This is a genomic window from Pseudarthrobacter sulfonivorans (genome assembly GCF_001484605.1).
Taxonomy (GTDB): domain Bacteria; phylum Actinomycetota; class Actinomycetes; order Actinomycetales; family Micrococcaceae; genus Arthrobacter; species Arthrobacter sulfonivorans_A.
Map to the genome: position 1 here is coordinate 4,166,540 of NZ_CP013747.1, position 20,759 is coordinate 4,187,298.

17 protein-coding genes and 1 pseudogene are annotated in these 20,759 nt (G+C 66.6%); 11 read left to right on the plus strand and 7 right to left on the minus strand.

Translation table 11 applies throughout. The features are described 5' to 3' along the window. Window positions 1–48: 48 nt before the first annotated feature. A complete protein-coding gene (locus tag AU252_RS18920; protein ID WP_058932046.1) occupies window positions 49–567 on the plus strand; it encodes a DUF4395 domain-containing protein in 519 nt (172 codons plus the stop codon). On the opposite strand, the gene AU252_RS18925 is transcribed toward AU252_RS18920, so the two are convergent. Then, window positions 554–1,636, minus strand: coding sequence for an ADP-ribosylglycohydrolase family protein (locus AU252_RS18925; protein WP_058932047.1), 1,083 nt, complete (start codon window positions 1,634–1,636; stop codon window positions 554–556). The two genes, AU252_RS18920 and AU252_RS18925, sit on opposite strands and share 14 nt — an antisense overlap. Window positions 1,637–1,778: 142 nt before the next feature. Between AU252_RS18925 and AU252_RS18930 the strand changes: the two genes are divergently transcribed. The 4 genes from AU252_RS18930 to AU252_RS18945 all read left to right on the plus strand — a co-directional run bounded on the left by AU252_RS18930 (window position 1,779) and on the right by AU252_RS18945 (window position 8,566). Continuing rightward, window positions 1,779–2,807, plus strand: coding sequence for an MIP/aquaporin family protein (locus AU252_RS18930; RefSeq protein WP_058932048.1), 1,029 nt, complete (start codon window positions 1,779–1,781; stop codon window positions 2,805–2,807). A 71-nt stretch (window positions 2,808–2,878) separates the two neighbouring features. After that, a complete protein-coding gene (locus AU252_RS18935) occupies window positions 2,879–4,060 on the plus strand; it encodes an exonuclease SbcCD subunit D (RefSeq protein ID WP_058932049.1) in 1,182 nt (393 codons plus the stop codon). Next, on the plus strand, window positions 4,057–7,134 hold the full coding sequence (locus tag AU252_RS18940) for an AAA family ATPase (protein ID WP_058932050.1): 3,078 nt from the start codon (window positions 4,057–4,059) through the stop codon (window positions 7,132–7,134). The genes AU252_RS18935 and AU252_RS18940 overlap by 4 nt, the downstream gene beginning before the upstream one ends. Before the next feature lie 127 nt (window positions 7,135–7,261). After that, window positions 7,262–8,566 (plus strand): MFS transporter, encoded by a 1,305-nt coding sequence (locus AU252_RS18945; protein ID WP_083510475.1) that lies wholly within the window; start codon window positions 7,262–7,264, stop codon window positions 8,564–8,566. A 42-nt stretch (window positions 8,567–8,608) separates the two neighbouring features. On the opposite strand, the gene AU252_RS18950 is transcribed toward AU252_RS18945, so the two are convergent. Continuing rightward, the gene (locus AU252_RS18950) at window positions 8,609–9,334 is read right to left on the minus strand and encodes an IclR family transcriptional regulator (RefSeq protein WP_058932051.1); all 726 of its coding nucleotides are present in this window, start codon (window positions 9,332–9,334) and stop codon (window positions 8,609–8,611) included. Between the two features lie 301 nt (window positions 9,335–9,635). Between AU252_RS18950 and AU252_RS18955 the strand changes: the two genes are divergently transcribed. After that, window positions 9,636–10,970: an MFS transporter gene (locus tag AU252_RS18955; protein ID WP_058932052.1), complete on the plus strand. Its 1,335-nt coding sequence runs from the start codon at window positions 9,636–9,638 to the stop codon at window positions 10,968–10,970. Window positions 10,971–11,056: 86 nt separating this feature from the next. Here the strand turns inward: AU252_RS18955 and AU252_RS18960 are convergent, their stop codons facing one another. From AU252_RS18960 to AU252_RS18980, 5 genes and pseudogenes are all read right to left on the minus strand, one after another. Continuing rightward, a complete protein-coding gene (locus AU252_RS18960) occupies window positions 11,057–11,704 on the minus strand; it encodes a phosphoribosyltransferase (protein WP_058932053.1) in 648 nt (215 codons plus the stop codon). A gap of 91 nt (window positions 11,705–11,795) precedes the next feature. Next, window positions 11,796–12,677: a serine hydrolase gene (locus AU252_RS18965; protein WP_083510476.1), complete on the minus strand. Its 882-nt coding sequence runs from the start codon at window positions 12,675–12,677 to the stop codon at window positions 11,796–11,798. 83 nt (window positions 12,678–12,760) lie between these two features. Then, window positions 12,761–13,588: an alpha/beta fold hydrolase gene (locus AU252_RS18970; RefSeq protein ID WP_058932054.1), complete on the minus strand. Its 828-nt coding sequence runs from the start codon at window positions 13,586–13,588 to the stop codon at window positions 12,761–12,763. Window positions 13,589–13,592: 4 nt separating this feature from the next. Further along, window positions 13,593–13,793 (minus strand): annotated as a pseudogene (locus tag AU252_RS18975) (biotin/lipoyl-containing protein); the annotation flags it as partial. A gap of 28 nt (window positions 13,794–13,821) precedes the next feature. Beyond that, window positions 13,822–15,201, minus strand: coding sequence for an amino acid permease (locus tag AU252_RS18980; protein ID WP_058932055.1), 1,380 nt, complete (start codon window positions 15,199–15,201; stop codon window positions 13,822–13,824). Window positions 15,202–15,376: 175 nt separating this feature from the next. Between AU252_RS18980 and AU252_RS18985 the strand changes: the two genes are divergently transcribed. From AU252_RS18985 to nadC, 5 genes are all read left to right on the plus strand, one after another. Continuing rightward, window positions 15,377–15,856 carry an Lrp/AsnC family transcriptional regulator gene (locus AU252_RS18985; RefSeq protein WP_058932056.1) on the plus strand — a complete coding sequence of 160 codons (480 nt, stop codon included), beginning with the start codon at window positions 15,377–15,379 and terminating at the stop codon, window positions 15,854–15,856. Between the two features lie 155 nt (window positions 15,857–16,011). Beyond that, entirely contained in the window at window positions 16,012–16,722 is a 711-nt protein-coding gene (locus AU252_RS18990; protein ID WP_058933059.1) for an NUDIX hydrolase, read from the plus strand. Next, window positions 16,719–18,041 carry a quinolinate synthase NadA gene (nadA, locus tag AU252_RS18995; RefSeq protein WP_058932057.1) on the plus strand — a complete coding sequence of 441 codons (1,323 nt, stop codon included), beginning with the start codon at window positions 16,719–16,721 and terminating at the stop codon, window positions 18,039–18,041. Before AU252_RS18990 ends, nadA begins: the two co-directional genes overlap by 4 nt. Before the next feature lie 39 nt (window positions 18,042–18,080). After that, the gene (locus tag AU252_RS19000) at window positions 18,081–19,889 is read left to right on the plus strand and encodes an L-aspartate oxidase (protein WP_058932058.1); all 1,809 of its coding nucleotides are present in this window, start codon (window positions 18,081–18,083) and stop codon (window positions 19,887–19,889) included. Then, window positions 19,882–20,754: a carboxylating nicotinate-nucleotide diphosphorylase gene (nadC, locus tag AU252_RS19005; protein ID WP_056349292.1), complete on the plus strand. Its 873-nt coding sequence runs from the start codon at window positions 19,882–19,884 to the stop codon at window positions 20,752–20,754. The genes AU252_RS19000 and nadC overlap by 8 nt, the downstream gene beginning before the upstream one ends. The last annotated feature ends 5 nt before the right edge of the window (window positions 20,755–20,759 follow it).

Consider the following 20,759-nt stretch of genomic DNA (forward strand, 5'->3'; position numbering starts at 1 on the left):
GGCGCAACAAATCTTCCCTGCGGCGTGCCCGGCTCCTAGCCTTGCAAGATGAGCAAACTAACGGACGGCCAAACAACCGGAATCAACTGGTCCGCCGTGTTCGCCTTTCCCAACCCCGTCAATGAATACGCGGCCCGGATCACCGCCGGCCTGGTGGTGCTCCTCGCGGGCGCCACACTGCTGAGCGGGTCCGTTTGGGGACTCGTGCTGATCGCCGCGGGCTTCTGGCTACGGGTGCTGTTCGGCCCACGGATTTCACCGCTGGCCCTGCTCTCCGTCAAGGTCCTGGCACCCCGTCTGGGCCGCGTTCGCCTGGTTCCCGGACCGCCCAAGCGTTTTGCCCAGGGCATGGGAACGGTGGTGTCCACGGCTGCGCTGATCCTGTTCCTTGCCGGTGCCGCCCCCGCAGCCTGGATTACGCTCGCGGTACTCATTGCCGCTGCCTCCCTGGAGGCCTTCGCCGGATTCTGCCTGGGCTGCGTCATCTTCGGAGTGCTGCAGCGCCGGGGCCTGATCCCGGAAGACATCTGCGAGGCCTGCAACAACGTCGCGCTCAAGCGGTCGTAACGCCCACCAGCAGATCGGCCATGCCGCGGATGACGTCCGGAGCTTCCAGGGCGTCGAGCCACTCCGCTGGCAGGCACTCTTGGCCGTAGTAGGCACCCAGAATGTTTCCCGCGATGGATCCCGTGGAATCGCTGCCGCCGCTGTGGTTGACGGCCAATGCCATGGCCGCCCGGAAATGGTCCTCCGGCGACAGGGCGGAGTCCGCGTCCGGCGCAGTGGCCAGGACAGCGTAAAGCCCGACGGCGAACGCCTCCTCCGCGACCCAGCCCTCGCCCAGCTGCCGAACCAGTTCCTCCGGCGACAGGACGCCTGTTCCTGCACAGCGGATGGCCGCTTCGAGCCGCTCGGGAAGTTCCGCCGCCACATCCTTCAGGCCTCGGACCTCGGTGAGGACCGTCGCAGCCGCGTCCGCCAGGGCGTCCCCGGCCACCAGACGGTGGATCAGCAGGCTGAAGCTGCCGGCACTTTGCCGTGCGGACGGGTGGCCATGTGTCAGGGAGGCGGCGTCGGCACTCAACTTATAGACGGCGTCGGACGCTATGAAGGGAAGCAGGCCGAACGGTGCCGACCGCTTCACCGTTCCGCGGCCCTTCGAATCCGGGTTCACGGGCCGGTACACCGTTCCCATTTCGCCGGTGGCCAACCCGCTGATGCACGCGTCTTCCGGGGCGCGGCGGTGCCTCAGGACCTCGTTGCCGTCGATCCACCGCGGCGGCTGTGCCGGGGCCTGCGGCGGTACGGATTCGCCCTGGGTGGCCAGCCAGCGGAGGTAGGCCAGCCAGAGGCAGGCGTTCGCATCGGCACCCACGCCGTCATTGGCCCATTCGAGCACCTCCACCAGCCCGTCAACGGTGTACAGCGTCAGCTGCGTGTCGTCCGAGAAGTGGCTGCCGCCGTCGAGCGCTGCGAAGTCCGTCAGGCCCGCGGGGCCGAAGCGCTGGCGGATGGCCTCGATCGGGTCGAACTCCACCGCGTAGCCCAGCGAGTCTCCCAGTGCGCCGCCCAGGAGGCAGCCGTGGATACGGGACTTCAGCGGGGGCGCGGCAACGGCGCCCGGTTCAATGCTCATGACAGTAAATTTACCGTGGGGCGAAGGTGGAACGCGCCGGGGCGCCACGCCGTCCGTCCACTAAGCTCGGACTCAGCCAACGCCCAGAATCCCTTGGCAGAATGCAAAGGCACCAAACCCCAACGATAAGGATTGCCCCACCATGACCACGCCTGTGCCCGTCCACCGTGATCCCGCCCCCGGGCTGACTGCCGGCAGCGGTGCCGAAATCCGGCACGGGCTGGTGTCCAGGCTGTCTGCCGAAGCCTTTGGCAGCCTTTTCATCGTGGTGGCAGGCCTGGGCGTGCCGCTGTTCTCCATCCCGCAGTCCAGCCCGCTGCCCGCCGCGCTCGCAGCAGGCCTGGCAGTGACCGCGGCGATGCTGGCCTTCGGCTACGTTTCCGGCGGACACTTCAACCCGGCGGTGACCGTTGGCCACGCCGTCGCCGGCCGGATCCGGCTCGGTGACGCCGCTGCTTACATCGGCGCGCAGCTGGTGGGCGGGCTTCTCGGCGCCCTCGCACTCTTCGGCATCCTGCGCACACTGCCGGGCATCCAGGACAGCCGCACGGCGTTCGACACCGTGACCGCCGGATTCGGCGAACATTCCATCATCCAGGCGCCCCTCGCCGGCGTGCTCCTGCTGGAAGTGCTCGGGGCCGCCATCCTGGTTGCAGTCTTCCTGGGCACCACCGCACGCAACAACGTCAACAAAACGGCAGCCGCCGTAGCCGTGGGCCTCGCCTTCGCGGTCCTGCTGCAGCTGGGCCTGTCCGTGGGCAATGCGCCGTTCAACCCCGCCCGCGCCACGGCCTCGGCCGTCTTCAGCTCCAGCTGGTCCCTTGAGCAGCTGTGGCTTTTCTGGGTTGCTCCCTTGGCGGGCGCAGCCATCGCCGGGCTGGTCTTCCGTGGGTTCGCCGAGCCGGTTGCTGCCGTTACTGCTTCGGCCGCTGGATCAGCCGCTGACGGGTCAGTAGATGACGGCAGTGAGGCCGACGACGTTGTGGATTTTGACGACGACGAGGATGCCGACGAGGAGGATGCCGACGTCGATGGCGTCGTCGCCGACGAGTCCGCTGCGGTGCCCGCCAAGGCACCTGCTCCGGCCACGCCCGCACCGGCTCATGCCGCCGCGGACGAGCCGGACAACCACGACGAGGCCCAGGAATTCTTCGACGGAAAGCGCGGCTAGCTGGCCTGACTGGGCAACGGCCTGTTGCGGCGGTTTCCTAAACTGTCGGTGGCAGCCGCTAGCGTAAGAATATGCGGTTATTGCACACATCGGACTGGCACTTGGGCAGGTCCTTCCACGGCGTCGGGATGCTGGACGCCCAGCGGTCATTTGTTGATCAGCTCGTCAGCGCTGTCACCGGAAATGCTGTCGACGTCGTCCTGATCGCCGGCGATGTCTACGACCGCGCCCTGCCCGGCGTCGACGTCGTGGGGCTGTTGGACGATGCCCTGGTGCGGCTCACGGCGGCCGGCGCCACTGTGGTGCTGACATCCGGCAACCACGACTCCGCCATCCGGCTGGGCTTCGCCTCCCGGCTGCTGGAACGTGGCGGCGTCCACTTGCGGACCCGGCTGGCGGACCTGGACCAGCCCGTCGTCCTGCCCCTTGAGACAGGTGACGGCGGGACGCCCGGCGCCGTCCTGGCCATCTATGGAATCCCCTGGCTGGAACCGCGCCTCGTCGCCGAACAACTCGGTGCAGAAACAGCCAGCCACTTCGAAGTCACCCGCGCCGCCACTGACCGCATCCGGGCAGACCTCGCCGAGCGTAGCGCTGCGGGAACCGTCCATTCAGTGGTCCTGGCCCACACGTTCGCCAGCGGAGGGATCAGCTCCGACAGCGAGCGGGACCTCAGCATCGGGGGAGTCGGAGCCGTGCCCCTGGACCTCTTCGACGGATTCAGCTACACCGCGCTGGGTCACCTGCACGGCCGCCAGACCCTGTCGCCGCAGGTCAGGTACTCGGGTTCGCCCCTGGCCTACTCGTTCTCCGAAGCCAAGCACACCAAGGGAAGCTGGCTGATCGACGTCGGCCCGGACGGCGTGACCGGCGTATCGGACCTGTCGTGGGAAGCCCCGCGGAAGCTGGCTGTGCTCCGCGGCGATATCTCGGAGCTCCTGGAGTCCGCGGAACATTCCTGGGCCGAAGGTGCGTACTGCCAGATCACCCTGACGGATGAGCAGCGGCCGGCGCAGGCCATGGAGCGGCTGCGGGCCCGGTTTCCGGACACGCTGGTCCTCGGCTTTGATCCGCAGGGCGGCGCCGTCAAGGCGTCCAAGAGCTACAGCAGCCGGCTCGCCGAAGCCCAGGATGATCTCTCGCTCTGCTGCGGATTCCTCGATCATGTGCGGGGGCGGGACGCGGACGACGCCGAGCGGTCGGCCATCGCCGCGGCGCTGGATAACGTACGCCTGACGGAGGCATCGCTATGAGGATCCACCGCCTTGCCATCTCCGCCTTCGGGCCCTTTGCGGGTACCGAGGAAATCGACTTCGACAGGTTGAGCGCCCACGGACTCTTCCTCCTTAACGGGCCTACGGGGGCAGGGAAGACCAGCGTGCTGGACGCCGTCTGCTTTGCGCTGTACGGATCCGTGCCCGGGGCGCGCCAGGACGGTAAACGCCTGCGCAGCGATCATGCTGAGCCGTCGCTCGAACCGGCGGTAACCTGCGAGTTTTCCGCCCAGGGCCGGCACTTCGAAGTCACCAGGTCGCCGGCCTGGGATAAACCCAGTGCCCGGGGGAAGAACGGCTTCACCACACAGCAGGCCAAAACGCTCCTCCGGGAACGCATCAGCGGGACGTGGTCGGAGAGATCCGGACGCAATGACGAAGCCGGCGCTGAAATCACCGCCCTGCTGGGAATGGACCGGGAACAGTTCACGCGCGTGGTGATGCTGCCGCAGGGCGATTTTGCCGCCTTCCTTCGGTCCAAGGCAGCCGATCGCCTGGAACTGCTGCAGAAGCTCTTCGGCACCCAGCGGTTTGAGGCTCTCGAACAGGAATTGGCGGCGCAGGCGCAGGCCGCGCGGAACGATGTTGCCCGGCTGAACGCGGAGCTTGAGCTGCTGGCGGCGCGGGCGGAAGCCGAGGCCGCCGCGCTGGCCATTGACGATTCCGGAGCTCCTACCCGGGAAGAATCGTCTGCCCGGATCGAATGGCTGCAGGAATCAGTGGCCCACCGCGCAGGGGAGCTGGCTGCCGCGGCGGAGGCCGCAGCAGCTGTCAGCAGGCACACCTCCGGCCGGCTGGAGAGCGAGTCCGCGCGGCGGGAACGGCACCGCAAACTGGCAGCCGCCGAGGCCAGGAAGGCAGCCGCAGAGGCAACCCTGCCGTCACTGAAGGTCCATGCCGCCCGCCTCGAACAGCACCGCCGCGCCGAGGTGCTCTCGGGCCAGCTGCATGCAGTCCAGTCCAGCCAGACCCAGGTCCGGCACGCGGCGGGAGCCATGGAATCCGCCATCACACTGCTGCGCATGGCGGCGGATGAAGACCCCGAACTGGACCAGCTGGACCTTGGCGCCTTGGATGCGGACCACTCCGATGGCGGGCTCTCCGCCGCAGGGGCCCTTGATGTCGCTGGTGAGCTCAGCCGGCTCCGGTCCCTGTTGGCCGTTGTGGAAGCAAGATTGCCGGACGAAGAACGCCTCCATTCACTCGTTGCCAGGCGTGCCGCACTCAGCACGAAGCAGCAGGAACTCACCCAAAAGGACATTGACCTGGGCGTTTCGCTGCAGGCCCTCCGCACGGAGCAGGAAACACTGACGGCGGGCCTCGAGCCCCTGACGGAACTGGCCTCAGCCGCCATCCTGCACGCCAAGGAAGCCGCTGCGGCTGAGGAACTTCTTGACGTCGTCCGGCGCTACGCGGCTGCACGCGCGGCGCAGGGGCTCGCCTCCGAGCGCCACTCGGCGTCCCGGGAGATCCAGCTCGAGAAGAAACTCCGCTGGCTGGACCTGCGCGAGGAAAGACTCGCCAACGCCGCCGCCGAACTCGCCGCCCAGCTGGCCGAGGGGGAAGCCTGCCCGGTTTGCGGCAGTGCGGACCACCCGGCTCCCGCGGAGGCTGCGGCGTCAGCGCTGGGCCTCAGCCAGGCCGAGGAAGCCGCCCAGCATGACCACGAGTCTGCGGAGAAAGATCTGGCGGCGCGGGCCCGTGAGTTGGGCGACGCGAACCAGTTGGTGGCTGTTCTTGAAGGCCAGGGCGGTGACACCCCCGAAGAGGATGCGATTGCAGCGTTCGAGACTGCCCGCACCGCCGCCGGAGAGTCTCAGCTGGCGGTGAAAAACCTCGAGGACCTCCGGCGGCAGCTTGAGGGCTCGGAGGCCCGAATTGCGGCAGCGGACTCCGCCATGCGCAGCGCAGCATCCGAGCTCGCGCAGGTCACCGTTGAATTGTCGGGACTGGTGGACCAGCTGGCGTCGCTTGACGAGGCGCTCTCCGCCCTGCGCGGCGGCCACCGCAGCCTCACACACCGGCTGCGGTCGCTGCAGGACGCTGCTGCCACACTGGAAAAGGCCGTGGAGGCCCAGGCCTTGCTCAGCAGGGCCAAGGCCAGGGCCGAGGAAGCGCGGATCCAGCTTGACCTGGCGTTGCCGGAGGCTGGTTTCAGTTCTGACGTTGAAGCCCGGGCGCAGCTGCTGTCGGCCACCGACGCCGACGCCCTGCTGGCTGACGTCCGGGCCGGCCACGACGAACAGGCGAGGATTGCCGAGCTGTTCGCATCCGAGGACCTGCGGCAGGCACTGACGGAAGAAGCAGCCCATCCCGCGGTGGACGAAGCCCTCATTGCCGAGCTGCAAACCGCCGCGGAGCAGGCCGGGGAGGAGGCACGCGCCGCCGATCTCGCCGCCGGAATGGCCGTGCGCTGTGTGGAGTCGCTGGCCGCTGTCCGCAATGACTACGAACGGCTTGCCGGTTCCGGGCGGGTTCCGCGGGAACGCGCCCAGCTGCTGACAGCCCTGGCTGATACCGCCGCAGGCCGGGGAGACAACACGTACCGCATGAGCCTGAACAGCTACGTCCTCGCGGCACGGCTTGAACAGGTGGCGTTGGCTGCTTCCGAACGCCTGGTGGCCATGAGCGATGGCCGCTACCTGCTCCAGCATTCAGACGCCAAGGCGGCGCGCGGCGCGAAATCCGGGTTGGGCCTGGAAGTGGTGGACCAGTGGACCGGACACCGCCGGGATACTTCCACACTTTCCGGCGGCGAATCTTTTATGGCGTCACTGTCTCTGGCACTGGGGCTGGCGGACGTGGTGCAGCAGGAATCCGGCGGCATCCAGATCGAGACGCTTTTTGTGGACGAGGGTTTCGGCAGCCTGGACGAACAGTCCCTGGAACAGGTGATGGATGCCCTCGAAGGCCTACGCGACGGCGGGCGCGTTGTGGGTCTCGTCAGTCATGTGGGGGAGATGAAGCAGCGCATCGGAACCCAGCTCCAGGTCCTCAAGGGCCGGAAGGGTTCCACCCTCCGCATTTCCGACGCCGCCGAAGCGCTGGTGTGACGGTGGCCATGCCGGGCTGGACTGGCCCCAGCCGGCCTCTATAATTGGATAGTTACCGGGTCGCGCGCATCGGGAGGAGGGACGATGCGCATTACTGAACGAGCCCGGAACCTTGAACTCTTCAACAATGTCCTCCCTGCCCGCTTCCCTGGAAGCGCCTCTCGCTCCTGACATTGCGCCTGCCTCCGCTGCAACAGCCTCCGCTGCGCTGGCTCCGCCCACCGGGCGGTTCGCCAGGCTCCCGCACCTCGCAGGCCGCAGCTTTATCCCCCTGGGCCTGTTCGCCCGGCTGCCCTTGGCCATGCTTACTGTCGGCGCCCTGACGCTTGTTACCTCCGTGACCGGCTCCTACGCGCTGGGTGGCACTGCGGCCGGTGCTGTGGGGATCGGCTCGGCCCTCGGCGCCCCGGTTTTTGGTGCCCTCGCAGACCGCAGGGGGCAGCGGCCCGTACTCCTGGTGGCGGCGGTGCTCAACACTTTGGCTGTCCTGGCCCTGATCGGGACGGCTTGGGCTGCGCCCGAAGCCGGGTCTTTTCCCGTGGCCGTGATCGCCGCCGCATTCCTTGCCGGGGCCAGTTGCCCGCAGGTAGGGCCGCTGGCCAGGGTGCGCTGGATGGCGCTCACTTCGCGGGGCAAGGGAGCGAAGGGCGGCAGGGATTTGGACACCGCCCTGTCGTACGAAGGCACGGCTGATGAGCTGACGTTCGTGCTGGGACCGGCTCTGGTGGGTATCCTGGCCAGCCTGGTGGCCCCTTGGCTGCCGTTGGCCCTGGCCGCAGCCATGACCATCACGCTGGTGCCCGCCTTTGCCGTGCACTCCACGCACAAGGCGGTTCCCCTGAACCGGGGCTCCGCAGCTTCGCGCAAGGCAGCGAGGATTCCCGCCGTCGTCGCACTGCCCGTCCTGGCGATGGTGGCCATGGGCACTTTCTTCGGGTCCGCCCAGACGGCTTTGAGCTCCTTCTCCGCCAGTTTCGCCACCTCGGAAATCGCCGGACTGCTGTATGCGGTCATGGGACTGAGTTCGGCCGCCGCAGCCCTGTCCGTGGCGTACTGGCCCCAGCGCTTCACTCCCGCCGCCCGGTGGCTGGTCAGCGCGGCACTCATGACAATGCTCGCGTTGCTGCTTCTGGTGCCCGGATCGTTGGGCGGCATGATTGCGGTGCTTCTGGTCCTGGGATTGCCCGTGGGCCCCGTGATGGTCACAGTCTTCGCGATCGGAGGCCTGGTGGCGCCGGCGGAAAAGCTGGGCACTGTGATGACAGCTCTGGCAAGCGGGATCGTGGCGGGTACCGCACTGGGGGCCGCCGTTGGTGGCCAGCTGGCGCAGGCCCACGGCTACCACGCCGCCTTCCTTGTGCCTGTGATTGCCGCCGGCGGCCTACTGGTGCTTGGTGCCGCGGCCGCCGTCATTCTCCGCAAACGCCACTGATCGAGCCAGGCGCTGGTCATGGCCAGGCGGCGTGTGCAATGGTCAGCCCAGCTGGGCCTCTATGCGTGCGGCACTCGCCATCAGGGCAGCGGCGATTTCGTCCGGATTCTGGGCTGCCCGGATATAGACGACGGCCAGCGCGGCTGGCCGGCCGGCAGGGACCCTGACCGGAACTGCCACGGAAGAGACGCCGGCGATGACCTCATCGTGGCTGGCGGCAAAGCCCAGCTGCCGCGCGGTTCCCGCCTCGGGCCGGTAAGGGATTCCCGGGGCAGCCGTATGCCACTCAGCCTCTGAATAGGCGGACTGGATCGCAATGCCGGGGGCACCCGCGCTGATGGGATGCCGGGAGCCGGGATGTTGGACAATGGCGGCACCGGTATGCCGCGGGTCCACGGTAACCAGCGTGACACAGTCATCGCGGTCCCAGACCGCCACAAAGGCACTCATAGTTAGGGCGTTGGCGAGTTGCGTCAGCTCCGGCAGGGCCGCCGTCTGCAGGTTGCGGGCAACCCCCCGCGCCAGGACAGCCAGCCCGGGCCCCGGCTGGACTCTGCCCGCGTCATCGCGCACCAGCAAGGAGTGGTCCTCCAGGGTCCGCAGGATCCGGTAGGCCACGGAACGGTGAACCCCCATGGCGTCGGCAAGTTCCGCAATGGTCAAGGGAGTCTCCGCGGCCGCCAGGATTTCCAGCGCCCGGATTCCGCGCGACAGGGTCTGGGAAGGCGAAGCCTGAGCTGCTCCGGCGGGGACTGCGGTGGGCGTCATGGGTCCCATCCTAGGCGGCTGCACGGGCGCTGCCCGGGTGCCGTGACGGTGCTTCCCACATCCGGACTGTGTGCGGATTTCGAAAAGCCCTGTGCTGATTCCGAAAAGGAAGTTCAACTATGGAACTGACTCGCATCAACTATGGAACTTATCCGCGCGGAGAATCAAGAAAAATAGTGCGTTTCGTCACATCTTCGCGTAACGTCATACTAACTGACCGTTCGATCAGTAAATCGGACGGCCTAAATCCACTGTCGGCAGCCGTTATCCCAACCAGGCTGCCCCAAGCCACGGAGTTCCAATGACCGAAACTTCACGCGTCGATTCCGAGGCGGGCCCGAGCAGCAAGCACGAGGAACGCAAGGTCCTCGCAGCAACGCTGGTCGGCACCACCATCGAGTGGTACGACTTCTTCATCTTCGCGCAACTGACGGGTACCCTGCTGTCCCCGCTGTTCCTGGCTCCGCTGAACGAATCCAATCCGGGCCTGGCCCAGATCCTGTCCTTCGCGCTGATCGGCATCAGCTTCCTGTTCCGCCCGCTGGGTGCAGTGGTTGCCGGCCACCTTGGTGACCGGCTCGGACGCAAGGCCATGCTGGTCTTCACCCTCCTGATGATGGGCGCAGCCACCTCTATGATCGGCATGCTGCCGACCTACGCGCAGATCGGCGTCTGGGCCCCCATCCTGCTGATCATCCTCCGCATTGCCCAGGGCTTCTCCGCCGGCGGTGAATGGGGCGGCGCTGCCCTGATGGCAGTGGAGCACGCCCCCAAGAGCCGGCGCGGCGTGTTCGGCGCGTACCCGCAGATCGGCGTCCCGGTCGGCATGATCCTGGCCACCGGCCTGCTCTTCATACTCAACTCGAACATGTCTAAGGAAGATTTTGCTTCGTGGGGCTGGCGGGTTCCGTTCCTGCTGTCCATTGTGCTGATTGTGGTGGGATACCTGATCCGGCGTGCCGTGGCCGAGAGCCCCGTCTTCCAGGAGATGGCGGCCCGAAAGGCCGAAAGCAGGGCGCCGCTCAGCGAGCTCATTCGTAGCCACAAGAGGCCAGTCCTCTACTCGACCATGATCTTCATCGCCAACAATGCCGCTGGCTACCTGTTGATCGCTTTCTTCATCTCCTACGCCACCAGGACGCTGAAGATGCCGGTCCCGGAAATCCTGCTCGCCACCACCCTCGCCTCCTTCGGCTGGCTGATCTTCACGCTCGCCGGCGGCTGGCTCTCAGACCGGATCGGCCGGGTCAAGACGTTCCTGATCGGGTATGCGATCATCTTCGTCTGGATGATCCCGATGTTTGCCCTGATCGACACCAGGAACATCTGGCTTTACGGCGTGGCGCTCTTCGTCCTGACCATTGGACTCGGTCTCTCCTACGGCCCCATGTCGGCGATGTACGCCGAGATGTTCCCGGCCAATGTCCGCTACTCGGGCATCTCCATCGGGTACGCGTTCGGTGCGATCCTGGGTGGTGCTTTCGCCGCAACCATTGCCGAGACTCTGCTGCAGAGCACCAAATGGACCGGATCCATCGGCATCTACATCATGATCCTGTGCGTGATTTCGGCTGTCGGGGTTTTGCTTGCCAAGGAGACGAAGGGCAACCCGCTGGGCGTCAGCAGCCACCACTAAAGTTGTACGCATCGCAAAACGGCGGGTTCGGGCCATCTGGCCTGGACCCGCCGTTTGGCTTTTCGGGCCCGGTGTTGCCGTCGGGCCTACTGGTTCAGCAGGCTGATGGCGTCCTCATCAGCCAATTGTTCGAAGTGCCGGTAGAAGCTGCCCACGGCGCGGAACTTGCCCGGCAGATGCAGGCACAGCACGGCGTCGCACACGCGGGACACGGCCGTGTAGGCTTCCACCGAACCCACCGGCGCTGCGGCGACGACGCGTGCCGCACCACCGGAACGGGCTGCCTCGGCGGCAGCGCGCATGGTGGCTCCGGTGGCCAGGCCGTCGTCGAGCAGTAGAACTGTTTGACCGGTGAGGTCGTTGTTGATCCCCGGGTAAGTCGCGGCCCTGCGGAGCAGCTCGGCCCTCTCGCGTTTCTCCACTTCGTCCAGCCACTCCCGGCGGACGCCGTGGTCCAGAATGCGGGTGATCAGGGGGCGGTTGAGCAGGCGCACTATCCGGCCTCCCGACCAGGCCAGCGCACCGAACGCTGTTTCGTCGTGGCCGGGGATGCCGAGTTTCCGGACCAGAACGGCGCCGAGTGGCAGGTACAGGGCCTTGGCAGCCGCGGCGGCCACAGGGATGCCGCCGCGGGCCAGCCCCAGGATGATGGTGTCGGGGCGTTCCCGGAACTGCGTGAGCACCGCCGCCAGCCGTTCACCGGCATCGGTGCGGTCTTCAAAACGCGTGCTCATTGTTCCCTCTCCGGCTGTCTCCGCCCCGCTTCCAGCCTACCTTCTGCTACCGCGCCGGGAACCGGGGATACTTCCTCCCACCGCTGCTCAGTTACGAGAGGGCGGCGGTAACAGCCTTGGTGATTTCCTGGATCACCACCGTCCGTTCAGGGATGTCGCTCAGGTCGGCACCCTTCGTGAAAACCACCAGCACGTAGCTGCCGGAGGACATCGAGAGGATGGCGGCGTCGTGGAGTTCGTCATCGAGCAGCCCGTATTTGTGGAAGACGGTGACGCCGTCCGGAACTGCGGCCGGAATGAGGTTTTCGTAGTTGGTGTCCTGCATGTAGGACAGGAGCTGCTCCGTATGCTCCTGGTCCAGGAGCCGGCCCTCGAACAGTTCCGCCAGGATATGGGCCATCTCGGCGGTCGAAAGCGTATTCACCTCGGGGTCATACGTGACGTCGATGGAGGCGGCGTACTCCGAAAGTTCGGAAAGGCCCACGGCGTCCATCAGCAGGCTCCACGATTCGTTGTTGCTGTCCTGGACCATCGCCTGGATCTGGAACTCCGAAGCGAACGCGCCCAGCCGATCATCGAGGGACGCTGAACCCTCCTCCACGAGGTGGTAATAGGCCGCGGCGGTCAGGATCTTGGCCGTGCTCGCTGCCTCGAACGGTTCCTCTACGCCGTACTGGTGCACGTCCCCGCCGTCTGTAGCCATCAGCGCAACACCCACCTGGTACTGGCTGTTGGCGCCGATGATGGCATCGATGGCTGCGTCCAGGCCCGCGTCAATCGGAGCGGAGCTTGCAAAGGTGTCGATGCCAATTGATGTGCGCGATGCCGCACCCTGCACGGGCCGGGCAGGCGCCAGCACGTAGGCGGCAGCGATCAGGACCACGGCAAGGAAACCGGCGGCAGCCACCAGGGCGGAACGGCGGCGTAGGGCGGCGATCGTGCGGCGGGCGCGCGGCTGGGAAGGATCGTGCATCTGACGATCCAAGCAGCGGAACCTATGCGGGAGCTATGAAATCCCTGTCAGGGATCAGCCGCGCAGGGATCAGCCCGCAGTGATCAGACCCCCAGGAAAGCGATGGCGCCCTGTTTGAATGCGCGGCTGGTGATGGCGTTGGTGTGGTTTCGCCCGGGCAACGTCAGCTGTTCAGCCATGGACCCTGCCCGGATTCCGAGTTCGGCGAGCTGGGGCATGGTGGCCGCACGTTCATCCTGGTCGCCGGCCACAAGAAGCATCGGCATGTGGGGAACGGCTTCGGCAGGATCGAAGGGCTCGGCCTTGATGGCATCCACAAGGGACAGCAGCGCGAAGATGTTGTTGCTCGGCAGGAGCATGGCCATCTTGAGCAGGCCGGCCGTTGACTCGTCCGCGATGGGGGTTCCGTCTGCGAGGTAGTTCTGGGCGGCGATGAGGTCAAAGGCTGCCAGCGGATCGGCGATGTTCGGTCCGCCCAGGACCAGGCGGTGGACGATCTCGGGCTGGGTGGCGCCGAATTCCCAGGCGAGCCGGGCGCCCAAGGAATAGCCCACAACGTCCATCCCGCTGGTGGGGTCACCGTCGTGCAATGGCCGCACGCCGGCGTCGAACGCTATCTGCAGCAGATCTGCGCGGATCCGGCTGGGGGAGTAGGAGTCCATGTCTTCGGGGGCGCCGCTGCGGCCGTGTCCTGGCAGGTCCACGGTGATGACGCGGCGGCCAGCCTCCAGCAGGGCCGCCACCCAGCCGGTGTCATGCCAGTTGAGCTTGCTGGAAGAGGAGAAGCCGTGCAGCAGCAGCACAGGGCGCAGTCCGGCGTCGTTCTGGGGGTCGTGCACCTCCACAAAAAGTTGAGGGTCCGTGCCCTCAACGGTGTGGGAATGCATCTCGCCGGTGTGCCTGCCGCTCATGGTGTCAGTCCTCATCAAGTACGGCGCTCAGGCGGACCCGGCGCGTCGGTGCCTCGTCCTTCGGGACCGTGCCCACGATTCCGGCGGTGTTGTCCGGCACCTCGAACACGATCAGGGGTTCGCCGACATTGATCCTGTCGCCTGCCCCACAGAAGATACGGACCACTTTACCTGCCTGCGGACTGGGCAGTTCAACAGCGGATTTGAGGGCTCATGACGACATCTGCTGCCACTTACTTTGGTTGGCGATCGCGGGTGGTGAGCCGGGCACCGAGCCAGCAGGCCGCCGCGAGGCAGGCAACCAGAACGAACGTGCTCAGCAGCTGTCCGCGGCTGCTTTCCGCGCTGAACCCGATGGCGAAGATCAGGCCCAGGAGGACCAATCCGCAGATAGTCAGGCCCGGGAAACCCTTCATCCGCAGCGGAAGTTCGGCACCTTCCCGGTCCGCCCGGCGCCGGAGGATCAGCTGCGAAACAAGGGCCGTGCCCCAGACCACCAGGCACGTGGATCCGACCAGCTGGAACAAGGCCGGCAGGATCCGGTCCGGGAACAGCAGCTCCAGAACCGTGGCGAAGAAACCAAACGCCACGGACACGCCCACCGCCAGCATGGGCACGCTGGCGCCGCTGAGCCTGGCCAGGAACCGGGGAGCCTCGCCGCGTTCGGCGAGCGAGTACACCATGCGGGACGCGCCGTAGAGGTTGGCGTTCAGTGCAGAGAGAAGTGCGACGACGGCAACGAGGGTGATCGCCGTGCCGGCGCCCGGGATCCGGGCCGCGTCGAGCACGCCGGCAAATGGCGAGGCGAGTCCTTCGGAGGAGACCGGCAGGACGGCCGCGATGACAAAAACCGACCCGATGTAGAAGACCAGGATGCGCCACAACACCGTCCGGATCGCCTTGCCCACGCTGTGCTCCGGGTCCTCCGTTTCCGCGGCGGCCACGGCCACGATCTCGGTTCCGCCGAAGGCAAAGATCACCACGAACAATGCCGTGGCGACTCCGCCAAGCCCGGCGGGAGCAAAATCAGTGGTGATGTTCGCGAGTCCGGGCGAAGCTACGTCGGGCAGGAGGCCCAGCAGCAGGGCCGCCCCCACCGCCAGGAACGCCACAATGGCGGCAACCTTCAGGATGGCGAACCAGAATTCGAACTCGCCGAAGTTTTTGACGCCCGTGAGGTTGATGGCCGTAAACACGACCATGAAGGTCAGGGCCAGGGCCCAGACGGGGATAGCCGGCCAGACCGAAAACAGCAGGCCCGCGGCGCCGAGTGCTTCCGCGGCGATGACCACCACCAGCTGGAGCCACCACAGCCAGCCCACGGTGGCGCCGGCGGTTTTTCCGAGCGCCCGCTCGGCGTAGACGGAGAACGCGCCGCTGGTGGGATTCGCAGCGGCCATTTCGCCCAGTGCCCACATCACCAGGATGATGAGCGTCCCGGCGACCAGGTACGAGATCAGCACGGCAGGCCCCGCGGCCTGGATTCCGGCCCCCGAACCCAGGAACAGGCCGGCGCCGATGGCGCTGCCCAGTCCCATCATGGTGAGCTGCCGGGGTTTCATGGTGTGGCCGAGGTGGGATTCCGGCCGCACTGCCGTGGACTTCGATGTCATGCCTGAGAACCTTCTTGGGGTTGGGGTTGGTGCCCCCGCAGGGACCACTTGAATTTACCGCCTAAGTCGCTGGCCCGCGGGCAACGGTTGTGGAACGATGGTGGCACTTTGAGTCACTAGGACGACTATTGGCTAGCAACTTGCTTACCCCATGGCGGTGCATGAAGGAGATTGTATGAACGTGGATACCCTCGATGCCACAATTGTCCGATTCTTTACCGACAGTCCGAGGGGCTCGGTGCTGGAGGCCTCGAGGGTTCTGGGCGTTGCCCGCGCCACCGTCCAGTCGAGGCTGGACAGGATGACGGAGGCCGGCGTGATCAGCTCGTGGGTGCCCCGGCCTGACCCCGCCAAGTTCGGCTTCCCTGTGGTGGCCTTCTGCTCGCTGACCATCAACCAGGACCTGGGCCACGGTGCAGTGGCCGAGGCGCTGGCCCCGATCCCGGAACTGATCGAGGTCCACACCGTTTCCGGCAGTTCGGACCTTATGGCGAGGATCGCCGCGCGGTCCAATCCGGACCTGCAGCGTGTTCTGGATGCGATGATCGCCACCAGGACCGTGCTCCGCGCGTCGTCCGTGATTGTCCTCAACACCCATTTCCAGGGCAGGACGCTGAAGCTGCTCGAAGCCGCGGCCGCCAGGCAGTCGGAGTAAGGTCTCCGGGGACCCGCCCAAGGAGCCTTCGTCCAGTCGCGCGGGGCGGCGAAACATTTTGAATCAGAGGAAGGTGGCCGTAGAATCAGTTCTAGTCAAAATGACTATAACTAAGATTGCAATGATGCGCAGAAGCAGGGAGCGGGTGAGTGACCGTGTACAGCAGCTCAGCGAACGTCGCCGAACGGGCCACCGCTGCACCCTCGCTCGCGATCTCCACCGTCATCTTCGCCCTGCGGCCCAGCGAGTCCTCCGGCCGGCCTACGCTCTGGCTTCCCCTGGTCCGCAGGATTCGCGAGCCGTACAAGGACCTTTGGGCCCTTCCGGGCGGACCGCTGACGCACGTTGAATCCCTGCAGGATGCCGCGTCCCGGAACCTCCGGGAAACCACCGGACTGACGCCGAGCTACCTGGAGCAGCTCTACGCGTTCGGCGGGCTGCACCGCTCACCCACCCAGCGCGTGGTGTCGATCGTGTACTGGGCGCTGGTTCAGCCCACCGAGGCCGCCCTGGCCGACGAATCGGAGAACGTGAAGTGGTTCCGGGCAGACAAGGTGGGGGACCTGGCCTTCGATCACAACGCCATTGTTGAGTACGCGCTCCGGCGCCTGCGGAACAAGCTGGCCTACGGTTCCGTGGCCTACCACTTCCTGGGGGAGTACTTCACGCTCGCCCAGGTCCGGGAAGTTTATGAAGCCGTCCTGGACACCCGGCTGGACCCGGCCAACTTCCGCCGCCAGCTCAAATCCACGCCGGAGATCGAAGAAACCGGCGAATACCTCCAGGGCGGCAAGCACCGCCCGCCACGTCTTTACCGCTTCACCGGCCGTCCCGGCCTTGACCCCGATAACAGGAGCACACCATGAGCAGCGTCAACACAGCCATCCAGCTGATCACGCGCGAACAAGCCGAAAGCGCGGCCCGAAGCGCGGCAGCAGGCAAAACAGCGGCCACCTGCAGCCCGGCGCTCGCCAAGGGCCCGTGGGAATACGACCTTGCCGAAGCCCTCGCGGGTGCCCCTGCCTACGGACCCGGCGCCTCCAGCGCGGACGTTGCCCCGGCCGCCACGCCGCGCCAGGGCCAGCTTCCGGAGGAATACAAGCTCGCCAGCGATGCCGAGCTCGATGTCCGTATCCGCGCGGCCAAGAAAAAGCTCGGGGACCGGGCAGTGATCCTGGGCCACTTCTACCAGCGCGACGAAGTCATCCAGTACGCCGACTTTGTGGGCGACTCCTTCCAGCTGGCCAACGCCGCCCTCACTCGGCCCGACGCTGAGGCCATCATCTTCTGCGGCGTGCACTTCATGGCCGAGACCGCGGACATCCTCTCCACCCCGGAACAGGCCGTCATCCTGCCCAACCTCGCTGCCGGCTGCTCCATGGCGGACATGGCGGACACCGACTCCGTGGAGGAGTGCTGGGAACAGCTCGAAGAGATTTTCGGTACCGAGGCCGACGCCGAGGGGCGGGTTCCGGTCATTCCTGTCACCTACATGAATTCCTCCGCCGCCCTGAAGGCTTTCTGCGGCCGGAACGGCGGCATCGTCTGCACCTCCTCCAACGCCAAAGTGGTCCTGGAATGGGCCTTCGAACGGGGCCAACGGGTCCTCTTCTTCCCCGACCAGCACCTGGGCCGCAACACCGCCAAAGCCATGGGTGTGCCGCTGGAGCAGATGCCCATGTGGAACCCGCGCAAGGAACTGGGCGGCAACGACGAACAGGCCCTGCTCGATTCCCGCGTGATCCTCTGGCACGGCTTCTGCTCGGTCCACAAGCGCTTCAACGTCGGGCAGATCGAAAAGGCCCGCGCCGAGTTCCCCGGCGTCAACGTGATTGTGCACCCCGAGTGCCCCATGGAGGTGGTGGACGCCGCCGATTCCGCCGGCTCCACCGACTTCATCAAGAAGGCCATCGCAGCCGCCACCGAACCGACCACTTTCGCGATCGGCACGGAAGTCAACATGGTGAACCGGCTCGCGGCCGAGTACCCCCAGCACTCCATCTTCTGCCTGGACCCGGTGATCTGCCCCTGCTCCACGATGTACCGCATCCACCCCGGCTACCTCGCCTGGGTCCTGGAGGAACTCGTCGAAGGCCGCATCGTCAACCGCATCAGCGTGGACGATTCCGTCCAGGACAACGCCAAGACCGCGCTCGAGCGCATGCTCGCATCGCGTCCGCTGTAGTCCAACTCCTGTAACACCGGAAACCGAAACGAGCCCCACATGAGCGCAGAGAGCCCAGCCGGTGGTCCGGCACCCCGGCGGCTGATCGTCGTCGGGAGCGGCATCGCGGGACTGTACGCCGCGTTGCTTGCCGCCGATGCCGGCGCCGAAGTGGTGCTGCTGACCAAGGGCGCGCTCGCGGACAGCAACACGTACTACGCCCAAGGCGGCATCTCCGCCGTCCTCGACGAGCCCGCGCCCGGGGACACTGTGGCCGCGCACATCGCAGACACACTGAAGGCCGGGGCCGGGCACTGCGACGAGGAGGCTGTCCGCGTCCTCTGCACGGAGGCCCGCCTGGATATCGCCGGCTTGCAACGCTTCGGCGTGCGTTTCGACATGGACGACGACGGCGACCCCTCACTGGGTCTCGAGGCCGCACATTCCGCGCCGCGGATCCTGCACGCCGGCGGCGACGCAACCGGTGCCGGCGTGGCCAGAGCGCTCATCAGGACTGTCCTGGATGCGCAGGCCGCTGGCCGGATCCAGGTCATCGGGCACGCCCAGGTCATCTCCCTGTCGCAGAGCGAAGGCGGTGTGGCAGGCGTGAATTTCCTCCATGACGGGCGGGAACTCGGCGTCCACGGTGATGCCGTGCTCCTGGCCACTGGGGGAGCGGGCCAGCTGTTCGCCCAGACCACCAACCCTGCCGTGGCAACTGCCGACGGGCTGGCGCTCGCCTGGCGGGCCGGAGCCGCCGTGGCGGACCTGGAGTTCTTCCAGTTCCACCCCACCTGCATGGTGCTGCCGGCCGATGCCCTTGAGGCAGCCGGCAACGGCACCGAACCGCTCCTGATTTCCGAAGCCGTCCGCGGCGAAGGCGCCATCCTGCTGGACGCACTCGGCGAACGTTTTATGCCCGCCTACCACGCCGACGCAGAACTTGCCCCGCGCGACGTCGTCTCCCGCAGTATCGCCCTGCACCTGGCCACCCTCGGTGATCCCAACGGGCACGTGTTCCTTGACGCCATGGTGGTCGAGGCCCGGCGGGGCGTGGGCTACCTGGCCAAGCGGTTCCCCACCATCACCCAACGCACCCGCGAAGCCGGCGTCGACTGGACCCGCGAACTCGTCCCCGTGGCCCCAGCCGCGCACTACTGGATGGGCGGGGTCCATACCGACCTCTACGGGCGGACCTCGGTGCCTGGGTTGCTTGCCGCCGGTGAGGTTGCTTGCACCGGCGTTCAAGGGGCTAATCGGCTTGCCAGTAACTCCCTTCTTGAGGGACTTGTCTTTGGGCGGCGGGCTGTTGTTGCGTTCCTGGCCGGCAGTTCCACAGATCCCTCGGCGCCTGCGCTCTCGCCTCGCACCGGCGATCGCCTCGCAAGCTCGGCGGCCGGTCCGGCCGCTCACGCAACAACGGCGCTATCGGGACCTCCGGAACTGCCGGTGATGCTTAACGACGCGTCAGCGTCCATTTCCTGGCAGTTTGAAATGGTTCCGTCGGCTGGGCCCATGGAAACATCCTTTGCTGATGCGGGGCCGTTTTCTCGGGTTGCTCTTCGGCGGTTGGTGACTGCTAACGCTGGGGTTTTGCGGGATGGCGGGTTGTTGCGGGAGGCGGGGGCCACTCTTGGCTCCTGGGCCGTCGTCGAACCCTCTGAGAATGTTCCTGATTCCCTCGATCCTCGGGAGCATGAGGATGCCAATCTTTTGTTGGCTGCGCAGCTGTTGGTGCACGCCGCGCGGGAGCGGCGGGAATCCTTGGGGGCGCATTACCGCAGCGACAGCGTGCCCGCGGATGCCGCCGTCGAACATTTTGACAAGCGTTACACCATGAGCCGGAAAGCGAGCCTCGTTAATGACTAGCCTGACCCTCCCCGCAGCACCCGTCCGGGACATCCTGGAGCGGGCCTTCGCCGAGGACGCGCCCAGTGGTGACATCACCTCCCAGCTGCTGATCCCGGCGGAGGCCCGGGCCACCGCCGTGCTCAACGCCCGCGGGCCCGGCGTGTTCAGCGGCGGAACCGTCTTCCGCGACGCCATGAAGCTCATTGATCCGGAGACGGACGTGAAGTTGTTGCTTGCAGACGGTGAAGCGTTCGACGCCGGCACTCATCTCGCGCGGGTGAGGGGCAGCGCCCGCTCCGTGCTTCTGGCCGAACGGGTCGCGCTGAACCTGGTCCAGCGCATGAGCGCCATCGCCACCAAGACCGCGGAATTCGTGGAGCTTGTCGAAGGTACCAAAGCGCGCATCACCGATACCCGCAAGACCACCCCCGGCCTGCGGGTGCTGGAGCGCTACGCGGTGCGCTGCGGCGGGGGAGCCAACCACCGCTACAGCCTGTCCGACGCCGTGCTGGCCAAGGACAACCACCTGGCCGTCATGACCGGCGGCGACCCCGCCAAGCTCACCGCCCTGCTTGTCGCGGCCAAGGCCCAGCTGGGGCACACCACGCACTTCGAGGTGGAGGTGGACAGCGCCGAGCAGATCGAGCCTGTCCTCGCCGCCGGCGTTGACACCATCATGCTGGACAACTTCACCATCGATGAGCTCCGGGCCGGCGTGCGGCAGGTGGCCGGGCGGGCCATTGTGGAAGCCAGTGGCAACGTCAACCTCGGCACCGTGGCGGACATCGCGGCCGCGGGCGTTGACGTCATCTCCATCGGTGGCCTCACGCACAGCGTGGCTGCCCTGGACCTGGGCCTTGACGTCGAACTGAGGGCCGGCTGATTCGG